The 24,025-nt window shown below is 33.6% G+C and carries 14 protein-coding genes and 1 pseudogene; 10 read left to right on the forward strand and 5 right to left on the reverse strand.

The genetic code is table 11. From position 1 onward, the window contains the following. The 4 genes from B0A64_RS17020 to B0A64_RS17035 form a co-directional block, all read right to left on the reverse strand. Entirely contained in the window at positions 1-5,376 is a 5,376-nt protein-coding gene (locus B0A64_RS17020) for a beta-ketoacyl synthase N-terminal-like domain-containing protein (RefSeq protein ID WP_089480702.1), read from the reverse strand. Continuing rightward, complete coding sequence (locus tag B0A64_RS17025; RefSeq protein WP_089480703.1) at positions 5,357-10,489, reverse strand: beta-ketoacyl synthase N-terminal-like domain-containing protein; 5,133 nt, start codon at positions 10,487-10,489, stop codon at positions 5,357-5,359. The genes B0A64_RS17020 and B0A64_RS17025 overlap by 20 nt, the downstream gene beginning before the upstream one ends. Positions 10,490-10,500: 11 nt before the next feature. Further along, the gene (gene fabD, locus B0A64_RS17030) at positions 10,501-12,765 is read right to left on the reverse strand and encodes an ACP S-malonyltransferase (protein WP_089480704.1); all 2,265 of its coding nucleotides are present in this window, start codon (positions 12,763-12,765) and stop codon (positions 10,501-10,503) included. A gap of 1,184 nt (positions 12,766-13,949) precedes the next feature. Beyond that, positions 13,950-14,231 (reverse strand): hypothetical protein, encoded by a 282-nt coding sequence (locus B0A64_RS17035; protein WP_089480705.1) that lies wholly within the window; start codon positions 14,229-14,231, stop codon positions 13,950-13,952. A gap of 377 nt (positions 14,232-14,608) precedes the next feature. Between B0A64_RS17035 and B0A64_RS17040 the strand changes: the two genes are divergently transcribed. The 6 genes from B0A64_RS17040 (at position 14,609) to B0A64_RS17065 (ending at position 19,232) form a co-directional block, all read left to right on the forward strand. Then, positions 14,609-14,911 (forward strand): TIGR03643 family protein, encoded by a 303-nt coding sequence (locus B0A64_RS17040; protein WP_089480706.1) that lies wholly within the window; start codon positions 14,609-14,611, stop codon positions 14,909-14,911. A gap of 13 nt (positions 14,912-14,924) precedes the next feature. Next, positions 14,925-15,344 carry a DUF2452 domain-containing protein gene (locus B0A64_RS17045; protein ID WP_317045008.1) on the forward strand — a complete coding sequence of 140 codons (420 nt, stop codon included), beginning with the start codon at positions 14,925-14,927 and terminating at the stop codon, positions 15,342-15,344. A 15-nt stretch (positions 15,345-15,359) separates the two neighbouring features. Beyond that, positions 15,360-16,010, forward strand: a complete 651-nt coding sequence (locus tag B0A64_RS17050) for a flavin reductase family protein (RefSeq protein WP_089480708.1) — start codon at positions 15,360-15,362, stop codon at positions 16,008-16,010. Continuing rightward, complete coding sequence (locus B0A64_RS17055; RefSeq protein WP_089480709.1) at positions 16,007-17,434, forward strand: cryptochrome/deoxyribodipyrimidine photo-lyase family protein; 1,428 nt, start codon at positions 16,007-16,009, stop codon at positions 17,432-17,434. Before B0A64_RS17050 ends, B0A64_RS17055 begins: the two co-directional genes overlap by 4 nt. Further along, positions 17,421-17,558 carry a DUF2256 domain-containing protein gene (locus B0A64_RS17060; RefSeq protein WP_089480710.1) on the forward strand — a complete coding sequence of 46 codons (138 nt, stop codon included), beginning with the start codon at positions 17,421-17,423 and terminating at the stop codon, positions 17,556-17,558. Before B0A64_RS17055 ends, B0A64_RS17060 begins: the two co-directional genes overlap by 14 nt. A 165-nt stretch (positions 17,559-17,723) precedes the next feature. Beyond that, entirely contained in the window at positions 17,724-19,232 is a 1,509-nt protein-coding gene (locus tag B0A64_RS17065) for a PAS domain-containing sensor histidine kinase (protein WP_089480711.1), read from the forward strand. A gap of 123 nt (positions 19,233-19,355) precedes the next feature. Here B0A64_RS17065 and B0A64_RS17070 read toward each other — a convergent pair whose 3' ends face one another. Then, positions 19,356-20,411 (reverse strand): linear amide C-N hydrolase, encoded by a 1,056-nt coding sequence (locus B0A64_RS17070; RefSeq protein WP_089480712.1) that lies wholly within the window; start codon positions 20,409-20,411, stop codon positions 19,356-19,358. Positions 20,412-21,138: 727 nt separating this feature from the next. Here B0A64_RS17070 and B0A64_RS25235 point away from each other — a divergent pair. From B0A64_RS25235 to B0A64_RS17090, 4 genes and pseudogenes are all read left to right on the forward strand, one after another. Next, a complete protein-coding gene (locus B0A64_RS25235) occupies positions 21,139-21,408 on the forward strand; it encodes a relaxase/mobilization nuclease domain-containing protein (protein ID WP_089480713.1) in 270 nt (89 codons plus the stop codon). Between the two features lie 11 nt (positions 21,409-21,419). Further along, positions 21,420-21,947 carry a hypothetical protein gene (locus tag B0A64_RS17080; RefSeq protein WP_089480714.1) on the forward strand — a complete coding sequence of 176 codons (528 nt, stop codon included), beginning with the start codon at positions 21,420-21,422 and terminating at the stop codon, positions 21,945-21,947. Positions 21,948-21,961: 14 nt separating this feature from the next. Further along, positions 21,962-22,177: a hypothetical protein gene (locus B0A64_RS17085; RefSeq protein WP_089480715.1), complete on the forward strand. Its 216-nt coding sequence runs from the start codon at positions 21,962-21,964 to the stop codon at positions 22,175-22,177. Positions 22,178-22,604: 427 nt separating this feature from the next. After that, positions 22,605-24,025: pseudogene (locus B0A64_RS17090) on the forward strand (hypothetical protein); the annotation flags it as partial.

The raw sequence follows: 24,025 nt of genomic DNA on the forward strand, positions 1-24,025 counted from the left end.
TCAATTTATAAATGAGCTAATTTCATAATCTAATCCCTCTAATAATCCTTTACGATCTGTCTGGGTTAATAAAAAACCCTTCAAGGCGCTTTCGTCTACAGTTACAGGCATTGTTATTTTTTCAATATTAGCTGTTGTGGAGTAAATGTTTTTTTGTCTTTCTGGCATCAAATCGGTGTACCAGGCAGTTGTGCGTGCGAATGGATAGGTTGGGAGATGCATCACTGGCAAGGTTTCTCCCGCATTAAATTCCTTCCAATCAATATGAACTTGGCCTAAAACCCAAGCCTGTCCTAACTCGGAATAATTTAATTCCTGGAATGTTGGAATAGTTTTTAGAGAAGCCTTACTTTGCACAACTCCCATATGAATTGCAATTGAATCTTTAACAATTGAATCCATTCCTGTTTGTAACCCTAATAAAATGTCATCTATGCAATGCGCTATAATCACTAAACGATAACTGAAGTGAGTTCTTCTGCATTGCAAGTTATAAGCTAATTGCTTCAAATCAATTAGCTGTCCCTCATTAATTAATTCACTTAAAAAATTGAGATAATCTTGACAATAAGTTCGGAGTGTCTTCTCAGATTTCGCAGAAAGTACAAACAAAATACCTTCTTTTGGTAATGGCTTAATTTCATCTGCTAATTCTTCATATTCTTCTACTATAAGATGAGCATTTGTTCCACCGAAACCAAATGAGCTAACCGCAGCACGTCGAGGAATATTTTCTTTTTTATTCCAGTTAATAACATTGGTATTTACAAGAAAATTACTTTTCTCCAATTGTAAAAGTCCATTTAAATTTTGTGCATGAGAGTTGGGAGGAATTATTTTGAATTTCATTGCAAGAAGAACTTTCATTAAACCTGCGATTCCTGCTGCAGACTCTAAATGTCCTATATTCCCTTTAACAGAGCCCAAGTAGCATTTTGTACTATTCTCAATAGTTCCTATCTCTTTTTGTTTATAGGCTTCTTTCAATCCATTTACCTCTACGGGATCACCTAATTTTGTCGCAGTGGCATGAGCTTCAATCAATTGAATAGTATTAATATCAATTCCTGCTCTACTCATTGTATTGCAAATAAGTTCGGACTGACGACTAGAATTGGGAGAAGTGTAAGTATTTGCCTTACCGCCATGATTTACTCCAACTGCTTTTATTATTCCATAAATTTGATCTTTATCAGCTATAGCCTTATTATATGGCTTTATTAAAATTGTACCAATTCCTTCTCCTCGTATATAGCCGTCTGCATCTTCTGAAAAAGGTCTGCATTTTCCGGTAGGAGACAACATTCCTGCTTTACTAAATATATGAAATAGATTATCCGATAGATTCAAATTAACACCTCCTACAAGAGCCATGTCACAATCTTTATTTTTAATAGACAATACTGCTCTATGTATTGCCACCAAAGAGCTAGAGCATGCAGTATCAATTATTTCGCTTGGTCCATTCAAATTGAGCAAATAAGAAACCCGATTGGCAATCGAACAATGAGCATTACCTGTTGAGATAGAAGGATCGGCTTCAATTTCTGCTTTAATCAACAAAGACAGATAATCCGAAGTAGAGACACCTGCAAATACACCAATATTACACCCTTCTGTGCCCATTAAATTTATCCCTGCGTCTTCCAACGTTTTCCATGCAGACTGTAAAAACAATCTCTGTTGAGGATCCATTGTACAGGCTTCTCTCTTTGAAATTTTAAAGAAATCATAATCAAATTCATCTATACCATCGATAAATCCTCCATTCCAGGCTTGAGATAATGTTTGCAGTTGCTCTATTCGCTGCCTCGAAGCTTTGTTTATTACATCCCGACCTTCAACCAGTATCTTCCAAAATTCATTTAAATTATGGGCTCCAGGAAATATACCGTTCATTCCTATAATGGCCATATCATCATCATTACTAGTATGATTTTGCTTAATAGGTGCCTTCTGCTCTTTTACAACCGTGATGTTTTCCTCCGTAGTGTCGATAATCTTTGGCTGTAAAGTAACCAGATGAGCTAATAAGTCACCATATACTCTAAATTGGAAAAAAAGCGTAGGATTTATAGAGATCCCTAAACGTTCTGAAATTTCATCTGTTATAGCATACAATTGAGATGAATCAATTGCAAAATCAGCCAATTCGATATCCTCTTCCAGAAATATTTCGTCAATTTTTGTAATTTCCGATATGATATTGTTCACCTCTTTTTTTAATGAACTAACGTCAAGTTTCTCCAAGAAATCAGCCTTTGTACTTATTTTTTTATTGTCGTGATTACTTAAAAATTCCATTGGATGATTTATTGTCTTTTCATCAAACCAGAAGTTCTTTCTGTCAAATGAATAAAATGGTAAATCAACTTGCTTTCCTTTTATTTTGAATTTTTCAGTCCATGAGGTTCTTTTTAAATAATTGCTAGTGAGCCAGCTATTAGCATCATTAAGCAAATTCTCATCTATTTGCTTTTCTCCTACACACAATCTTATTACATTTTTATTGTCTGCAGATACCTCTTTTAGTAATCCGTCAATAAGATCTACTAAATCATGTAAACTTTCAGCAACCAACATAACCTTTTCTTCATATGTTTCTCTACAAGAAAACAAAGTATAGGAGATATCTTGAAGAGTTAAATCACTGTCTAAATTATCTAGCAGATAAATTTTAAGCTTTTTTAATTGTAAAATTAAACTTGATTTTGTTTTCGCAGAAACAGGAATTAAGTAATTGCTATCTATTATAAGACTAGATGGTAATTTTTCGCTTTGTTCATTAGGAGCTAACACCACATGAGCATACGAACCACCAAAACCAAAGGAACTCACTCCTGCATAATTCTGATCTGCAATACGATCAAACAGTGGGATATTTTCAACATTTACCTTCACAGCTATGGTAGCCTCATCCACTATTTCATTTAACTTTTTATAGGTTGGCATGCTTGGTAAAACTTTGTCTTTCATTGCCATGACAACTTTAATTATACCTACAAGTCCTGATGCTCCTTCAGAGTGCCCAATATTAGATTTAATTGATCCTAAATAACAATTGGAATTTAAAGTCTGTGTACACATTTTGATTGCCTCTAATTCTATTGCATCACCTAAATTCGTTCCCGTCCCATGCCCTTCTATGTATGCAAGATTTGAAGGAGAAATTCTTGCTTTTTGCCAAGCTTGCTCCATAACCCATGCTTGTTGACGTGTACTGGGTGCAGTAACGTTATTTGTTTTTCCGGTGTGGGCTACAGCTGTACCACATATTTCAGCATATATCCTGTCTCCATCTGTAATCGCCTTTGCAAGTGGCTTTATTAATATACTTGTAACAGCTTCAGCTGGTACATAGCCATCTGAATTATTACCAAAACTATCCGTAATCCCCGTGGGCGATAAAAAACCTTTGGACGAAAAATAGACGTAATGCTCTGGACTAAAAAGCAAATTCACACCAGTTACAAAAGCCATATCACAATCACCAGATTGTATCGACTGGAGAGCAACATGCAGCCCAATTAAAGAAGAAGAACACGCAGTATCTATAGTTAAACTAGGTCCTTTTAGGTCAAAGAAATTGGATATTTGGTTCGAAAGAATCGTTGCCGCATTTCCAGTACCAGTATATTCATTAGTTTGTATCTGCTGTCGATTCATTACATCGTAATAATCATGGAAACAAACTCCGGTAAATACTCCGGTATTTGACCCCTTTAAGTGCAATATTTTCCCAGAATCTTCGGCACATTCATGTACTACTTCAAGCAACTGCCTAAGTTGCGGATCCATCATTTTAGCTTCATTTTCTCCAATGGAAAAAAAATCATTATCAAAATGAGTTGCGTTATCTATATATCCTCCCCATTTACAAACTGTATGCTCTGCTATATGGGCCCCTTCATTATAATATTTTCTCCAATCCCAACGATCTGCAGGAATTTCTGATATAAGTGATTCATTATTTTTTATCCTTTCCCAAAATTCAGGAATAGTATTTCCACCAGGAAACCGACCTGACATACCAATAATGGCGAATCTTCCAGAATCATCATTTTTTATTTCTAATTTACTTAGTTCATCATTATTCTTTACAATTGTTTGATTACCTTCTGAAGAGTTTTCTTTTTTATTATCACTCTCGATGGAATGACTTCCATTATAATGAACAGATTCATAAAATTCTGATTGAAACTCTGTGATTAAATATTCAGCAAATGACTGAGGGTCCGGATATTCAAACAATATTGTTGGAAATAATTTTATATTAAAGTCTTTTTCTATAATTCCTACTAGATTGATCAATTGCATGGATTCAAGACCTTGATCAATGAAGTTTTTGTCTAAAAATATTTTCTCCGAACCATTTGTCCTCTTCAGAAGCCCCTCAATATAAAATAACATTTGGTCCAGATCATCCAATTCAGTATTGATAATTTCTATTTTGCTCGTTGATTTTATGCTAGTTTTATTGATTGAATCAGATAAATCTGTTATTTTGCTTTTATGAATTCTTTTACAAACAACTTCTTTCATTACAGCAAACTGTTCATAACTATCATTATACAGTTCTACATTAAAAATTATTATTTCAGAATTCTTTTTCACCAGAGAACAGATGCAATAAGCAACAGTACTAATATCAATTGACAAATCAACCATCATTCTTTTTACGCTAAAAGGAACAAAAGGATCATCAAGTTCCGTAGTATCTGCTACAGCCGTTGCGGCAACCAATGCTCCATCGAAAAAAGCAGGATGAATGTGATACTGAACTCCGCTTTGCAATACTTGATCTAGCTCTAAACGTCCATATACACGCCCTTTCTTTATTGCTATTTTAGTCAAAGTTCGCAACGACTTGCCGTGAATAATGTCAGCTTTTTTTATGGCTTCATAAAGATTATCAGCTGCTTGAAATTTAACATCATCGAAGTCACTTGTGGTAACCTTTTGATTTGAGTCTCTAACTGAAAAGAAACCTTCTGCACAATCTGTTGCATAATTATCCTTGTTTCTCTCAAAAGTAATCTGTAAAAAATCGGAGTTTTGGTCAACTGACAGTTTAACCTCATCTTTATAATGGAATTTAACCAGTTGCTTAAAAAGCACATCGTTTATCTCGAGGCATTTATCCTTAACATTATGCAAAATAAGATAATCTATAAATGTACTAAGGAAAGTTACCCCCATCAAAACCTGATCGCCACGAACAGTATGATCCTTTAGATAGGGTTCATTATGTTTGAATAATTTATGATTCAATTTATCAAATTTGATTGCATCAAAAATGTGTACAGCAGCTTCTGTCGAATCCAATTCTTTTGCCGCAACTTGGTCAATAATTTTATTAATCTTTGATATAAGCATATATTCTTCTCTTTGCTTCTTCAGCTGTAATCACTTTTTCGTTAAGGTCTTCTAAAACTATTTTTACTTTCTGCTCGGTTGACATTACTTTAGGTATAAATCGCCGTCTAGAAAATATTGTCAAAGGCTTTGGAACTCTATTTTTAATCCATTCCATTGTTGGTATAAACTCTTCAACAATGAGATGCCCATTAGTGCCCCCAAAGCCAAATGAAGAAATAGCTGCCAGTCGTGCATTTCCATTACTTTCCCAATCTTTCAAACCTGTATTTGGATAAAAGGGAGAATCTTTAAAACGGAATCGATCGTGAGGGTTATCACAATTAATCGTAGGTATAAGTTTCTTATGGCTCAACATCTGTAAAACCTTTACAAAACCGGTTAATCCCGAAGCGGACAAGCTATGTCCCAAATTCGATTTAACAGATCCTACTGCGCAATATTGCGAAGAGCTAGTATACTCACGAAAAACATCTGTTGCTGCCTTTATTTCTATTGGATCTCCAAGCAAAGTTCCGGTTCCGTGAGCTTCATAATAGCCAATATTTTCAGGGTTAACTCCAGACTTATTAATTACTGACCGAATAACATCTTTTTGAGCTTGTAAATTCGGTGTGGTCACTCCCATTGTATGTCCATCATTATTCACAGCCGAACCACGAATTATTCCTAAAATATTATCCCCGTCTTTAAGTGCTTGATTATAATTTTTAAGTAAAACTAAACTTGCAGCTTCACCTAACACAATTCCATCCGCATCTTGATCAAAGACTCTCATTTTTCCTTTTGGTGATATTACTCCCGCCTCTTTAAAACTACGTTGAATATTGGGATGCAAAGAAACAAATACACCTCCTGCGATAGCCATTTCACTATCTCCGGACCTTATACTATCACATGCTTGATGAATTGCAACCAAAGATCCTGAACACGCTGTATTGATAAGGATAGATGGCCCTTTCAAATCGAACTGATGAGAAATTCGGGCTGAAATCATATTTGAAATTTGCCCCACTACATAATGCTTGACTTCCTTCGAATCAAAATCATCAATATTTTCTTTGGAAAATCCTGTCTTTTCGCCTGCTATAAAAACACCTACATTTTTTCCGCGTATCTCAGAAGAATCATATCCACTATTGTCTAGTAGATGTTGAGTTTCTTCCAAAATTACTCTTTGATTAAAATCCATAACCATAGTCTCCTCATCATTTATATTGAAGAAACCTGAATCAAAATCAGCGACATTATTTACAAATCCACCTATATATTTCTGATTATGAATACCAACCTTTGAACTACTACTGTATTCGTTAATCAATGTTCTGTCTTCCGGTAATAATTCAGTGAGATCCTTTCCTTGTGATAAATTCTCCCAAAGTTGGTCAACATTATCAGACTTTGGAAATCGGCCCGCCATACCAATAACAGCGATTAAGTGACTCTCTTCCTTAGAATCATTAGAGTCTTTTAATATTTTTTGGTCTTTAATTTTTAAGGAGTCCGAACTGAGATTACTTAACTCAATTCCCTTCATTAATTGCCTATCTTTCATCAGTTCAACAGATAAACCACTAATCGATAATGAATTGGTAAATATAGATACATCAACACTGGTGTTGAATTCACTTTCGATTTCATTCATCAAACCCATCATTAACATAGAATTAATTCCATAGTTTTCAATAGATTCATGCTCGTCCAAACTATCAATACTGACTCCCATTAGGCCTGCAAAAATTTGCTTAAGCTTTTTTATAATATTTGGAACCTCGACATTACTCCGAACGTCGCTTACATTACTAGCCTTTTGTTCACAATACCCTTTTTGCACAAGAACTTCATCTATAAGATTTTTGTCTCCCTCAAAAAAAACAATTTCGTTTAAATCCGATAACATGGCTGCATTTAAAAAAGTAAATGCTTTCTCTTTTCCCAAAGGAATGAAATTGAACTCTTTCTTCATGTAATGCAACACGCTTTCACTTACTTGCATTCCTCCTTTCTCCCAGTATGGCCAACAAATTGAGTTAACTTTTAATGTATTAGCTGGATTTTCTGATTGTAATTTCGCAAAAGCATTTTGATATGCATTTGCCAAAGAATAGTCAGTTTGCCCTATATTTCCAAGTACTGAAGAGATAGAAGAAAACAAAGTAAAAAAATCAGTTGTGATTGGTGATAATAGTACCCATAAATTATTGGTGCCTTCAATTTTTGGCGACAATACTTTTTTGAAATCTTCCCAAGATTTATGTGAAATAAGTTTATCTTCACATATACCAGCTGTATTAAAAACACCATTAATATGACCATACTCAGACTTTAAAAGAACAGCCAATAGTTCTACATTATCCCGAACTGTAATATCCACAGAAAAATATTCTATCTTTTGCAGGTAAGTAGTTCTCAAGCGGTTTATCTTAGCTTTTTGCTCGTCCCCCAATATTGATCGACCAACAAGAATAATATTCACTTCTTCGTTTTTAAGAATATACTCTATCAACATTTGAGATATTTCTCCAAACCCTCCAGCAATCAGATAAGTTCCATTCTTTTTTAACCAATTTGCAGAAGATATAGATGGTATCTGAACTGCTCGAAGTTTCTTATTATTGTATGCTTCTTGAAAAAAGGCACCTCCACTAATAAAGTTATCATCATTAAATAAATTTGCTAAAACGGAAGTAATTATTGATATTTTATACTTAGATGTACTTAACCTTAAGGGCTGAATTCTCAAAGAAGAAGTTTCATGGCTCAGTGCTCTCGAAAAACCACTTAATGCTTCCATATAAACAAAATTATCCTCTTCCGCAGTATAAGGTATCACAATTGCTGATCTTGTTTTCCGGAGTTTGCTCAACTCTTTACAAAGACAGAATATGGGAAATATTACTTGGTCTATACCTGAATTTTCTATAGAATCTAACTGATTAACAGAATCGTTAGGATATTGAGGACATAGAATAAAATTTAAAGTATCATATCTTTCAATATTACTTATAAGTTTGACATAATGTTCCTGATTATTAAAATCTAATTCAATTTTATCCGAAGACAAAATCCTAAAATCTGTCCCTGCAGTAACAAATACGGGGGAATAATTAGTCCCTAGTTTATAGCGATATTCCGCTTCTTGTTCTTGTGAATTTATAAAAACATATAATGGTCCAGAGAGGATAGTTTCAGTCTTATTTTTAGATTCCTTATAAACAGAAGTATAAACTTGAATTGTTTCTGCAAAATCTGACTGAACATTTAATAATTCAACATCTTTGGATTCTTTTTGTTTAGAGGGTTCATGATACAATATTGAACTCCCCTGAAAAATGTAACCAGGCAAGGGAATCTTTTTCCATTGACCCTTTTGCAATATTTTTGTCCAATCAACTAAACCTCCATTTACCCATTTGTTCAATAACCAAGAATAATCTGCAGTCATGAATTTAGAATTTATCTGTTCCGCTATCTCATTTTCATCTTTGCTCTCCAAACTATTACAAACTTCGCCACTAAAAAACAGATCCGCACTAGTATTGCTAATGTAGCTTTCAATTCCTAATTTTAATTCTGCTATAGTACTAGCAACAATCCCTAAGCGATACTTCTGATGATCTCTTCCAAACATTAAGGTTCCTGCCCAATTAATTAAATCAAGATCTGCCTTTTCCTTATTAAGTGATATAAGTAGTGCTTTACATTGCTGAAAAAGAGAATCAATTGATTGAGCTGAAATTAAAAATGGGTATGACTTATTTGATTCTTCAGATTGAAGTTTTAACTGCAACGTTTGATCAAACTCTTCCAAAACAAAACAACAATTAGTATTGCTTAAACCAAAATTATTAATTGCAATTCTTCTAGGCAATTCTTGTTTTCCTGTTTTTCGAAATGCGGTAGCCTCTTTAACAACTTTCATATAGTTTGAGGCCCTTTCTATTTTTGAATTAAGTATTTTCAATCCAGCAACAGGAGGCAAAATTTCATGTTTAAAACTTAGCATTGACTTAATAATTGAAATTGTACCTGAGAACGCTTCAACATGACCGGTATTTGGTTTATAAGTCCCTACAAAGCAGGAGTTTTCTTTTACTAAAGCTGCCTTTTTAGTATCGAAAGTACGTTTAAGCGCCATAAATTCCATTGTATCGGTATCAGGATTCCCAATTGCTTGTGCTTCCACATACCCTACAGTTTCCGGTTCTACGCCACTCCGCTCAAGAGTTTCTTTCATTAATTGAGACTGCGCAAAAATATTTGGAGCTATAATACTCTTACCCTTTCCACTATGATTTACTCCAGATCCCTTGATAACGCCATAAATATGATCGTTATCCTCAATTGCATTTGATAATTTTTTTAGTAGAATAAGACCAACGCCTTCAGCTCTCACATATCCATCTGCTGACTGGTCAAATGACGCACATTTTCCCTTTTTAGATAGCAGTCCTAATCGAGTACTTTCAATATGACGAGTTGGTGTTCCTATATAATTTGCTCCACCGCAAATAGCACTACTACATTCCTCATTTAGTAAAGCCTGAATGGCATAATGAATGGCAACACCAGAACTAGAACAGGCTGTATCTAAAGCCAAACTTGGTCCCTTAAAACCAAATTCATATGACAGTCTCCCTGGTAAAAAACACATAGCACTTCCTAGAGATGTAAATACATTATTTTTTATCTTATTATTTTCTTTAACTTCCTTAAAGTCTAAATTTGTTATTCCGAGAAACACCCCCGTAGAGCTCCCTTTGATTTGATCGGGTGCATAGCCTGCATCTTCGAAACATGAGTATGTCGCTTCCAGTAATGACTTTTGCATGGGATCCATTTGACTGGCCTCATTTACTGATATATCAAATAAGTTAGTATCAAATCGATGAATATCATCAACAAAGCCACCCCATTTCAAAGAATCCAAAGAAACACCTTTTAGTTCCTCTTTGTTATATATGGTATCAAATTCACGATCTGAAGGAATGCCTCCTGTGTGTTGCTTTTTATCAATTAAATTTTGCCAGAATTCTTGATAACTAGACGCTCCTGGAAGTCTGCACGACATTCCAATAACAGCAATATCTCTTTGGTCGTTTTTTTTGGTCATTCTAAAGGGATTTATAAAAATTGTTTAGGACTCAACATAGTATCAAATCTTTCTTCCAGATACAAATGAGTTTCGTTAATTAAAATATTTGCTACTTCATCTACTTTTCTATTTCGCCAATCTTCTAATTTAGAACCTTTTACCCATTGATTAAATGCTCCCATTGCAGGACCACAATGTACTTGAAAATCAACTTTTTGGCTTGAATCTCCACTTAAGGCCAAGCGACCAGTGTGAACAAAATACCATCGAAAAATAAGTCCCATTTTATGTTTGGGAACACGGTTAGCTTTTTCAATTTCTGATGGATTTGACTTAGCAAAGTAAGTTGTAGTTTCTTTCCAAATTTCTTCGATCGATCTCTTAAAATACTTTTTCTCTATCATCGAAAGCACATCAGGATCTATTTCTTCAAGCGAGCTATGATTCTTATAAAGTTCGTACAATTTGTTAGCTCTAACATGGAAAAAAACACCTCTTTTTAACACTTGAACCCTTGCACCAATTTCAAACATGTCACCAGCTGGAGCATATGCTGTATCATACACATCGATATTGGCCAACATTTCTTTAACCATATCACTTGTTCCTGCTTCAACAGTTGCTTGGTTAATAGATCCGGTTAGTACAAAATCCGCCCCTAACATATAAGCAGCTGCCATTGCTTGAGGTGTACCTATTCCTCCAGCAGAACCTATCCGTACTTCACTAATTAGTGGGTTTTGCGACAATCGTTGTCTTAAGGCACTGATAGAAGTAATTACTGTAAATGGGTTTGCTTGATCTGTATGTCCACCAGAATCAGCTTCAACGCATATATCTGTAACCATAATCAACCTATCACTCAATAATTTTTCATTGAGTGATAAAAGTCCTTCACTAAATAATTCCTCTACTATTTTTTGAGGAGGTACCGATAAAAAAGCTTCTGCTACTTCCGGTCTAGAAATTTTTGCAATAATCCGATTTGGAGCTACAATTTTTTGTCTTGAATCAAGATGAATCCCTTTTAATCGAAATAAAACAAGGCTTTTCGTGACTTTAAAGAATGCTGATGCTTCAATTATTGTAATTCCCTTTCTTAAATACAATTGAATAGTTTCAATCTCAAATTGAGGCTTCATCAAATTGCACATCAAATTCATTCCATATGGCCGATCATGAATTCCAATAGCGTCCTGTATAGTTTTAATGTCACTCTCAATTTCAGAAATGGTCATACCTCCAGTACCTAAGAAACTTAAGTGTCCTGCTTTGGCCATCTTAATCACCAATTCCTTTGAAGAAATTCCTTTATACATGGATCCAGCAACATAGGTTGATACTGTATTGTATTCTTTCTGAAAAGCTGGGTTTCCTAAAGTAAATCTCTTCACTTCTGGTTTTTTAGCAGCAACTATTTTTTGCATCTGATTCTCAATCAAAGGCTTGTAATCCTGCTTAATATTAACAATCATCTTGGTAAGTGCTCCAGATGGACCAATCTCCTTAAAATCTGAAACACCATTTTCCAACAAGTATTCTATGCTATGTCTCCATTTAACAGAGCTCACAATTTGACTCACAATAAGCTCTTTTAACGAATCTGATTCATAAGGTCTAGCGGTTACATTTGAAATGACCTGTACTTCAGGATTAGATACGTGAATATTTTCTAATTCAGAACTAAATTCTATTTTGGCATGTTCCATAAATGGCGTATGAAAAGCACCGCTAACATTAAGGGGTACAAATAGTTTTACACCAATTTTCTTGATTTCTTCCTCTAGACTTCTAATACTCTCATCTATTCCGGAAATCACAGTTTGAAATTTCGAATTATAGTTGGCGATAAACACTTCATTCTCCATGGAAGCACGCACAATTGCTGAGTGAATTTCGTGAGATTCAATCCCTATTACCGCAGCCATTCCACCATTTTCTGCTTTTCCCATCAACTTCCCTCTTAGTTTAACTAAATGCAAAGCAGTTTCAAAATCGAGAACCTTTCCCAAAACCAAAGCATTGTATTCCCCTAAACTATGACCTAATGCGAAATCGGCTATCAAGCCTTCTTCAGATTCTTTGAGATACTGTAAATGATTAACAACAAAAATAGCTGGCTGAGTATATTCAGTATTTTTAAGTTTTTTATCAGGGTTGCGCAAACATAAATCAACCAGATCAAAACCAACAATATTGGAGGCTTGTTGTACTATTTCAGGATACATATTAAACAACTCCTTACCCATTCCTACTCTCTGGGATCCTTGTCCTTCAAAAACAACTGCTTTCATAAAAAATCTATTCTAGTATCAATATATTAATTTCAGAAATAAATTAAATGGATTAACTAATTTCCAAGCTAAATTCTTTCTTATTTTTTATTTTTTTTCAGCATTATCTGAAATATTTAAAACTAGATTTTTTATAACTTTCTTACATTAAATATGTCCTAAAAGTTAAGGATGGTAATTATATTTTTTTTAGCAGATATTTTTCTCTACTCAACTTAACCATTTAACAACTAATTATATATCAAACAAATACAATGACTTATACATTAGCATTATTTATCACACAAAAAAAGGGGCTTATTTTATAGTAATATCCTTATTTATAAAAATCTCAAAGATAACTTTTTTTAGTACTTTTCATCAAAATACCAAAAAAAAATTAACAAGAAAAGATCAAACTTCTGACATTGTTAATTTAATGTAGATCTTAGAAAAAAGCAGCAAAACGTTAGTACTAAACAACATTGCAAAACTCAATTGAAATAACCATAATTTATCAAAATAGAATGACTATTTAATTTATCTTCTATTCATAAAACCTAACAACAGCGAAAACGTAATTAACAATCATTTACAACAGAATGAATTCCTAATCATAATACTCAATTTAAATTGCAAAATGGTAATCATTACAGTCTAAATACTATCGGTTAAAATATACCGTGAAATCTGGTTTAAATGAAAACTTTTCAAAATAAAAAAGACGTAACATAGATAAAGGTTTTTCATAGCATTAGATATAAGTGAATTCGTGCCAAATCTACCTAATTGTAATTTTAAAACTTTACGGGATTCCTCATTTTGATCATTTTTTTATAAAAACTTATTAAAGATTAGAATCTTTTGCAACAATAATTATTACTCTCTAATGTATTTGCACACAAAATTAGAGTAACAATTACATTTCTATTAAGTTTCCTTTCAAGTTCAAAAATAAATTTTAATGTTTTGTTGTAAAAAGAGTATTTTTTGTTATTCAAATCATTAAATTACCCGAATTAATTGCAAATTCTGGTAAAAGTGAGCACCCCATTCCGGTAAAAGAGAGCAATTGATTCCGGTTCAAAGTGAGCACCCTATTCTTGTAAAAGAGATCAATTGATTCCGGTTCAAAGTGACCACCTCAAAAAGTAGTGTTTATACAATTACAACTTTTTGCCAAAGAAAGTCAAAAAGGCTTAAAATCAATTTAGAAAACTTGTGGACGTTATATTTATAAGCCCCTTCATGCTGATAATGCTTTTATCTGAATCTGAATCCAAAATAATTAATCCTTTACAATCCAGTACTATTAATGCCTCTAAAACTTTTGCCTGATTGATAATTTCCATAGATAAATCCTCTTGTAATAATTCAGTAAAATAAGGTGTAAACAAATTAGTTAAATCTTCTAAAGTATAATCCCTTTGAGGATTTTGAGCCAGAATACTAAGAATCTTCTCGAAAATATTAAAAGTTGTATACATAAAATTAATTCAATTTTTAAATACTTGTATTGACTTTAAAATTACTTATTGTTTTTTGATTTATAATCCTAAAAATAAATTTTCTTAATTCGCTTTAAGCTTTTGTAAGAATACCTAATAGCAAAATATATTAGAAAGACATAGCCAATTTCAGCATTTTTCCAAAGCATGCATATAAGAACATAAATTTAGTATGTGTTTTCCTTAAGTTCAATCATTTCTTCTGTCAAAATTTAAAAAAACAAGATCTATTTCTATTTTCTAAAATTATATCCGGCAAATTAAAATGAGATGTATTTCAATTTTACGCTTCTAACAAATATAAAAAAGATTATTTTTGTTTAATGGTATTTAAAAATTGTTAAACAAAATAAATAATGAAATCAATTATTGCAAAGATCAATAATACTGTATTGAACGAACTCCAGATCGACAGAATTATAGAAATGGCATGGGAAGATCGAACTCCTTTTGATGCTGTAAAATTTCAATTTGGTCTATCTGAAGCTGACGTAAAAGCTTTGATGAAGAAAGAATTAAAATTCAGCAGTTACAAGTTATGGCGTGAAAGGGTTGAAAATTGTAAAACAAAACACGCTGCAAAGAGAACCGAAGGAATTGACAGGTTTAAATGTAACAGGCAAAGAGCAATTTCAAATAATAAAATCTCTAAGCGTTAATATATGTTGACAGATGATGAAAAAAGATAAACCCGATAATGTAGTTTTTTCTGATGAGCATGGCTATAATGCAAGCCTTTTGCCGTATGCTACAAGTGTGGGCGCACCGGTAATAAAAGCTGATGATTTAACAGGCTGGAAAAACATGGGCATCAATAAGGTAAACAAAGAATTTGAAAGCAAATTCTTTGTACTAAAAATGCAATACCAGAATTTAATCAAGGAATTTCAGTGGAATGAACGCGTATATAATGCCAGATTTTCTTTTGAACCTATTGTGGGTGAAATATATCATTTATACAAAGATGCAGATGGTTTTGATTTTCTCTCGCTAATAGGACCTAAAGAATGGAACAAGGAACATATAGGTACTTTGAGACTTAACAGTGATAAAAAATGGATATTGATCGATTTGACAAATGCTGTTTTTTAATAAAATTTCAAACTAATGAAAAACAAAATAAATTTTAAAACCAGTGATCTGGAAAAAATGGACAAACAAACTGCCGTGCATTTAATCAATAGTTTAGGCGGTTTTAAAAGTGTAGCATTGGCAGGAACTTCTGATAATGAGGGAAACACTAATTTATCCATATTTAGTTCCTTTTTTCATATTGGCGCCAATCCGCCATTAATAGGCATGATTTTTCGCCCAAGTCCGCCCGAGCGTGATACTATGAGAAATATTTTAGATACAGGATTTTATACCATTAATCATATCAACGAAAAGATTTATAAACAAGCACATCAGACATCGGCGAGATACAATAAAGAAATTTCAGAATTTGATGCTGCAGGACTCAGTGCAGAATATAAAAATAACTTTCCAGCTCCTTTTGTACTCGAAAGCAACATACAGTTAGCTATTGAATTTAAAGAAAAAATAGACATTTCAATCAATAATACCACTATGATCATCGGGGAAATAGTCCAGATTTTTATTCCCGAAGATTGCTTGTCTGAAAATGGTTTTGTCAATTTAGAAAAAGCCAATACCGTCACTTGTTCCGGTCTGGACAGCTATCATAAAACGGTACAATTAGATAGGTTAAGTTATGCAAAACCCGATAAGGAAATTACATCATTATTTAAAAGTTGAGTAAAAAAGAGATAAATATTATATGGTTCAAACGTGATCTGCGTTTTACAGATCACGAACCTCTTTTTATGGCGCAGCAGGAAAACATTCCTCTTCTTTTGGTTTATTTTTTTGAACCTTCAATAATGGCTTACGATGATTCTGATGTACGTCATTGGCGGTTTGTTTATGAATCCTTAAAGGAAATGCAGTCTAAATTAAAGTCAATTGACGCGCAGATTTATTATTTTCATAACGAAGTTCAGACTGTTTTTGAGCAGTTATACAATCTTTATGATATTCAAACCGTGTTTTCACATCAGGAAATTGGCAATAAAGTCACTTTTGACAAGGATATTGCCATTCAGTCTTTTTTTGATGCTCATAAGATTCTTTGGAAACAATCGCAACTGCACGGTGTAATCAGAAAGCTGCGATCAAGAGAGGACTGGGATAAGCGCTGGGAAAAAACAATGCGCGCAGCTCCTAAAATGATTGAACTGAATACTTTTAAATTTGAAAATTTAGATCCTGATTTTTATCAAAAACTAAAAGGAAAAGCACTTTCTAGTGAAATTACAAACCGAAATGAAAACTTTCAACAAGGTGGAGAATATTGGGCCTGGCGGTACTTAGAGAGTTTTGCAAAAGAGAGACATGTCAATTACAGCAAACATATTTCCAAACCTGATCTAAGTAGAAAAGGCTGCAGTCGTTTATCTCCCTATTTAACTTACGGAAACATCAGTATGCGAATGGTGTATCAATATACCAATCAGTTTTATGAAGCATCGCCCAACAAAAGAGCCATGCTTAATTTTGTTTCGAGACTGCACTGGCATTGCCATTTTATGCAAAAATTTGAAAATGACTGTCAAATTGAATTTAAAAACATAAACAAAGATTACGATTCCCTGGTAAAACCCAAAAACGAAACTTATATAAAAGCTTGGCAGGAAGGTAAAACCGGAATTCCTATAATTGATGCCTGTATGAGATGTTTAGTTCAAACAGGGTATATCAATTTTAGAATGCGGGCGATGATAGTTTCCTTTTTTACCTTTAATCTCTGGCAGGACTGGCGTGAACTGCATTTTCTGGCAAGGCAGTTTTTAGATTACGAACCCGGAATTCATTATCCGCAGATTCAGATGCAGGCGGGCACAACAACAGGCAATACCATTAGAATTTATAATCCCATTAAAAATTCACAGGAACACGATTCAGAAGGCATTTTCATAAAAAAATGGCTGCCCGAATTAAGTGAAATCCCATCACAATTAATTCATGAACCTTGGAAATTAAATGGTATTGAGCAGCAATTTTACAAATGCGAGATAGGTACAGATTATCCAGAGCCTATAGTTGACATAGAAGAAACTCGAAAATATGCGAGTGATATTGTATGGAGTTTTAGAAATAAACAAAAAAATGCGAGGAGTTAAGAAACAAAACCTGCCCACTAAAATTTGTGTTGCCTGCCAAAGACCATTTGCATGGAGAAAAAAATGGGAAAAGGTTTGGGACGAAGTAAAATATTGCAGCGATAAATGCAGAAATAATAAATAAAACGAGTAAATAATCAGACTCCTTGTTTGTGATTAGCTTGCAGGTAATTAATATTGGTTTAAAATTGTAATTTACCTCATTGTAATTTTGAAATAAATTTACAGATTAGTATAATAATTAAAGTTAAAACATTCTTAGCTTCGCGAAAATATAATCTACGGCCTTATGTACGACAACTTAATTCTTTTGAAAGATATAGTGGAAACTGCACCATTGCCCATAGCAGTTTATGTTACCGATGAATTAAAAATTGAAATAGCCAATCCCGCTATGATTAAAACCTGGGGCAAAGGAGATGGCATTATCGGCAAAAGTTACAAAGAGATTCTGCCTGAACTGGAAAACCAGCAAATATTTGATCAGGTAATGAGTGTACTAAAAACAGGCTTTGCTTTCCATGCGAAGAATGCAAGGGTTGATTTGGTGATCAATGATGTTTTAAAAATCCATTATTTTAATTATAGCTTTACACCGTTATATGATTCCAATGGAAAAATCTATGGGGTAATGAATACGGCTACTGATGTAACAGATCTTAATCTTGCACAACAGCAGATAAGAAGTTCAGATGAAAGGTTAAGAATGGCTCTTGACTCCTCAGGTATGGGAACATATGAGATAGACCTTCAGACAAAGAAAATCAAGACATCAGGGAATTTCAATGAAATCTGGTCTGTTGAGGGGGAAATAGTTAATGAACAGCTCATCTCAAAACTGCATCCTCAGGACCAGATAGTGCGTAAAAAAGCTCATGAAGAGGCTTTAATTACAGGAAAAATTTCTTATGAGGCCAGAATTATAAAGGTTGACAATTCTGTTCGATGGGTTAAAATAAGTGGTAAAATTATCAAGGACGAAAAAGGTAATCCCGCCACTATTATTGGAATTGTGCAATGTATTGATGACCAAAGAGAATTCTCAGATGAACTAAAAAAACAAGTGGACGAGAATACCGAGGAGCTGCGCAGATCAAATGACGATCTGCTGCATTTTGCTAATGTGGTAAGCCATGATCTGAAAGAACCAGTAAGGAAAATGAAAATTTTCAATAACCTTTTAAGAAATGATATTGAAACTAATTTTTCGGAAAGCTCAAAAAAATATCTTGACAAAGTGCATCATTCTGCCGAGCGCATGCAGACTATTATTGAAGGCATTTTGTCTTACTCGACCATTAATAAAACAATCCAGACTGTTGAGAATATAAATCTCGATGCGATAATTGAAAATATAAAAATAGATCTGGAGCTCATTATAAAAGAGAAAGATGCCATACTAATTACAAGCGAACTCCCTGCTATAGAAGGAGCCCCTATCCTGATTCAGCAGCTTTTTTATAATTTAATTCATAATGCATTAAAGTTTTCAAAAGCTGATCAGCCCCCTCGTGTCATAATATCATCTGCTATTATAAATAGTGAGGGTAAAGACTTATTGCAAATAAGTATCAAGGACAATGGTATTGGATTGGATTCGAGTCACTATGAAAGAATTTTTACTGCCTTTGAAAGACTGCATTCCAAAGACCAGTACGAAGGAAATGGACTTGGTCTAGCACTTTGCCGAAAAATCGTGAAAAGACATAATGGAGATATTAGAGCCATCGGAGAGAAAGACAATGGAGCTGAGTTTATTGTAACCCTGCCTTTAAAACAGTTCAAAGCTACCATTTAAAATTCTTAGCAAAACTATCGAATTTTTTAAACACTCAATATGGTGTAAAAAAAGCAATAAAAAAATGATAAAGCTCCAAAATAATAGTACTTGAAGGTTTATCATTATAGTGCGTTTTTATTGTTAGTCAAGACCCGCAAACTTAAAAGACTGGCTTGCTTTAAAATTCATTAGGGACTCTCCCGAATAATTTTCATTATTTTCCAAACTCAGCTTTCTAACTTTAGCTTTTTCACTAAAGTCAATTTTACTAAATTCGACCCATATGACGTTTGGATTCAATACATTGTCAAAATAATAGATAAGATTTTTTTGGTCTGCCACAGTTCTCCATCTGGTAGAAGAAATATTAGGTTCAGTTGGCGAAGAAATACCCAGTGGCACAGAGCAATTTCTTATCACTCCAAACACGCTGGCAATTGCCACTCTTGTATTATCCGTTTTTGGGATAGCGTCAATATAATAGGATGCCCTTGTAAATCTGTCTGCTGCTCTGTTTGTTCCGGGTAGCATAATGGTTCCCGGAATTCCTTTCCAGTAGCTGTTTATTGCCAATTGTTCTTCAAAAATCGGCGAGTTGGTCATTACAGTGAATTTAGGATCATGATGTATGACCAGTTTTCCGTTGATATATTCAAAAATAGCATTGTCTCCAGTGGGATCAGAAACCGACAAATGAACAGTAGCAAAAATATCCGTTCCAGGAATGTGAGAGGAAACAACCACAAAATCATTCTCTGAAAATGCCTCCACTGCTTCTGCTACCGTAGCGAAATTATCCAGGGTATATTGTAGCCAGAGTGAAACTGCGAGCCCTTTTTTACTTCCATTTTTTTCGAAATTAGGAAAATTTGATTCCGCCAGCCATAAAAGATTACTCACTAGTCCTTTTTCATTCATACCGTCAGAGGATGCAATATCCCACGAGCTGGTTATGACACTTCCATATTTGGATTTCCATTTTACAGAATTGACTCCTGCTTCTCCATTTCTATCCATTGCGCGAGGAAAAATCCACAAATTTGCAGGGATATCAGTTTTCCAGTCCATAGATCTAGCTGTAATAATCATTCCATTTAGCCCCTTGTATACCACCCTTGTACAGGCTGCTACATCCTGATTGAGAATTATTACAATCAGGACAAGTAAAGTGGTAAGAGTTTTGTTTTTTAGTTTCATTGCTTTTTCTATTTAAATTAGATTTCGATTCCTTTAAATGAGTATATGTCAGATTTTCATTTTTAAGACATTGCAGTTAGCTTATCAATATTAGTTAATTTAATGTGTTATACATATCTGATATGTAGTTGTTTACAATTTACTAAATTACAATTTAAAAGTTATCTATACAAAAATTAAACTTAAATCAAAATCATTGGATCAATCCATTTTTTTGATGGATGCAATTTAAAAAAGATTTTTAATCTGTTATTTTCACATTATAAGAGATTTGGAGAGCTGATAGAATCTTTTATAACAATGAGTAAAAAAATATTGAGCATACATTACATCATAACCTAAATTGTAGCTATAGTAAAGAGTTAAAAAACTTCAATAAGTTTATGGAAGAACTATTTAAGAACTCGCACCACTGGTGCGAGTTCTTAAATAAGAGATTTGTATCCCATTCTATTTAGTTACTTTTCTTTATAAAGCTCTATTAATTTTACATTGTAATAATTTAATGCGCTGAAGTTAAGCGACCCAACACGTGATCCTTTCTTAAATAACATATTATTTCCCTTGTATTTACTCGGATTTTCATAAAGGCATCGGGCCCTTTTTCTACACATAAATACAAATAAAGACACCAGCTTTTATTTTTTATATGCTTAATTATTTTATAGTTGTCACATTCAAAATCCTCTTTTTTTAGAAGAAAGTTTTGTTGAGAAAATACTGAAACTTGGGCAATACCTCCTCTAATGTCGGAATTGAATTTATTGAAAGGTTTTTTAGTTCCGATTTTTTCAAAAGTTGTCCATATCTGCCTTTACTTTTTATTGCAGGACATGCACATTTGCACGTGGTTTCCGTAAATATCCAAAAAGATGGCAAACGTATTGATCTGCATCATTTAGGAATCAGAAAATCAGAACCTGCAAGAAAGGAGATTGAAGAACGCTTTGGACTCGTTAAAGCAGAAGGACAAAAAAGAAAGAAGTATTTACTTTAGAGCCAATTTCAATGGAAAGGGTTCAATACGGAAGGATTGAATCAAAAAAAGCTATTTTTAATATTCTGAATACTGTTCTGAACCATTATAAATATTCAAGTCTGGCTGAACTTAATGCAGCTCTAAAACAATACAATGTTTTAGCTGACCGTGGTAATGATAATTCCAGAATATTTTTAACAAAAGGATTGGTATATCTCATATTAGATAAACAAGGCAAACCAATTGGTGTTCCAATAAAAGCGAGTAGTTTTTATAATAAACCGACTTTGAAATTTTTAGAAGAAAAATTTAATGTTAATGAAACCAGAAACTTATCCGACAAATTGCGTGTGAAAAATGCTGTTAATATGGCATTATTACAAGAACAGGCAATGCCTGTAAGCAAACTTGCAAAACTATTGGAAAGAGAAGGAATCCATACTGTTTTTAGACGAAGTACGGAAGGTCAGCTTTATGGTATTACCTATATTGACCATACTACAAAAAACGTTTTTAATGGCAGTAGCTTGGGAAAGAGTACAGCGCCAAAGCTATAGAAGAGCGATGCGGAATGAAGATTGCTGGTGAACAAAAAGGAAATCAGATTTATGAAAAACTTCCTTCTAAAGAATTGTTGATTGATGACCTCCAATATCAAAAAAATACAATTACTATCCCAAATTTGGTCAAACTGTTGGATCTAATTACACGTGCTGAATATTCTTCTGATTATGTAGCAAAACAGTTTAAACAAAAGAAGAAAAGAAGAATCCAAAGAAGGATTTAAAAAAGTTAAGGGTATGAAAATAAACCCTTAACTTTTTCTCCATTTTTTGTTAGTACATCCATGTGGACGTGCTATGAAAAAATTAGAGCGATACTTAAGGATGTATTTGTACAACATTGACCCTAACGGGACAATTCTCGAACCATTTTCATGATGATTTGAAACGAATAAATACTATCCAATCATAAAGAGATTACTTTTACAATGTAGAACAAATGGTCAGATATAGAATGGTACCGATATGCTTGATAGTCTATGATAATTAATACTTTTTATGGAACTACTGACAACAATCACTGAGGCAAGAAATTAGATAAATAATTAATTTTAAATCATTTACAAAATAATACTTTTCAATTTAACATATTATTTATAAGAATTTAACTATTTTTGAATTAAAATTATATGTAATCCTAAAATAGTTATTATGAAGAAATTTTTATTTTTATTTTGCTTTAGTGTATCTACAATCCTGTATTCTCAAATAGGTATTAATACTGCAAATCCGCAAGGTACACTTGACATTACGGCTTCTAGTAGTGTTACTCCGGCAAACAATGATGGATTATTAATTCCAAGAATAGATGCGTTTCCCACAATCAATCCTGGAGCAGGCCAAAATAGCATTTTAGTATATTTAAATTTGGATACAGGAGCCGGGTCACCATTTGGAGTAAATCCTCCAGGTTTTTATTATTGGAGTTTTCCACAACTTAGATGGATTGGACTTGACTCCTCAGCGTTATCTTGGTCACTAAACGGCAATAGTGCAACGATTGATGGGACTAATTTTATAGGTACTACTGATAATGTTCCTTTAAATTTCAGAATAAATAATCAAAAAGCCGGAAGAGTAAATACCACACATACTTTTTTTGGCTATCAGGCAGGAAACAGTAATACTGAAAATTTTAATGTAGGTATAGGAGATAATGCATTTTATACCAACACAACAGGTTACCACAATGTTGCCATTGGATCTAATGCGCTGTATAAAAACAGCACCGGCGTTGAAAATATTGCTGTGGGATCGAGTGCTCTGCATGAGAATACGACATCATCTGGCAATGTAGCTATAGGTTATGAGGCCATGTATTTAAATACAGAATACGGAGAGAATGTTGCTGTAGGCTTTCAGGCATTAAGAAGTAATATTGAAGATTCTAATACAGCAGTGGGCTATCAGTCCTTATATGCTAATACATTGGGATATTCAAATACAGCAATGGGTAGAGAATCCCTAAGAAATTCGACAACCGGAAGTGGAAACACCGCACTGGGAAGAGAATCATTACGCATGAATACTACAGGAGCAAACAATAGTGCTTTTGGTAATAATTCAATGCGTAATAATACTACAGGAAATGAAAATACTACAGGAGGAGATCTCTCTTTATTTTCTAACGAAACAGGTTCTAGTAATTCAGCCTACGGAATCAATTCTCTTTTTCATAATTTATCTGGAAATGTCAATACCGCAATCGGTAAAGAAACATTATATAACAATACAACAGGAAATAATAATGTGGCTTTAGGCTTTGCTACATTATATTCTAATACTAGTGGAGATCAAAATATAGCCATTGGTATGGAATCCTCCAGAGACAATATTTCAGGCGCGGGCAATATTGCAATTGGTCTGGAGGCCTCAAGGATTAATGCATCAGGAAATAATAATGTTGCTGTCGGAAATTTTGCTTTATATAGTAATGTAAGCGGCAGCAACAATACGGCTCTTGGCCATCAGGCGGATGTTTCTAATGGCAATATAACAAATTCAACTGCTTTGGGAAATGGTGCTGTGGTTGATCAATCTAATAAAGTTAGAATTGGTAATGATAATGTGAC

The organism is Flavobacterium araucananum (assembly GCF_002222055.1).
Taxonomy (GTDB): domain Bacteria; phylum Bacteroidota; class Bacteroidia; order Flavobacteriales; family Flavobacteriaceae; genus Flavobacterium; species Flavobacterium araucananum.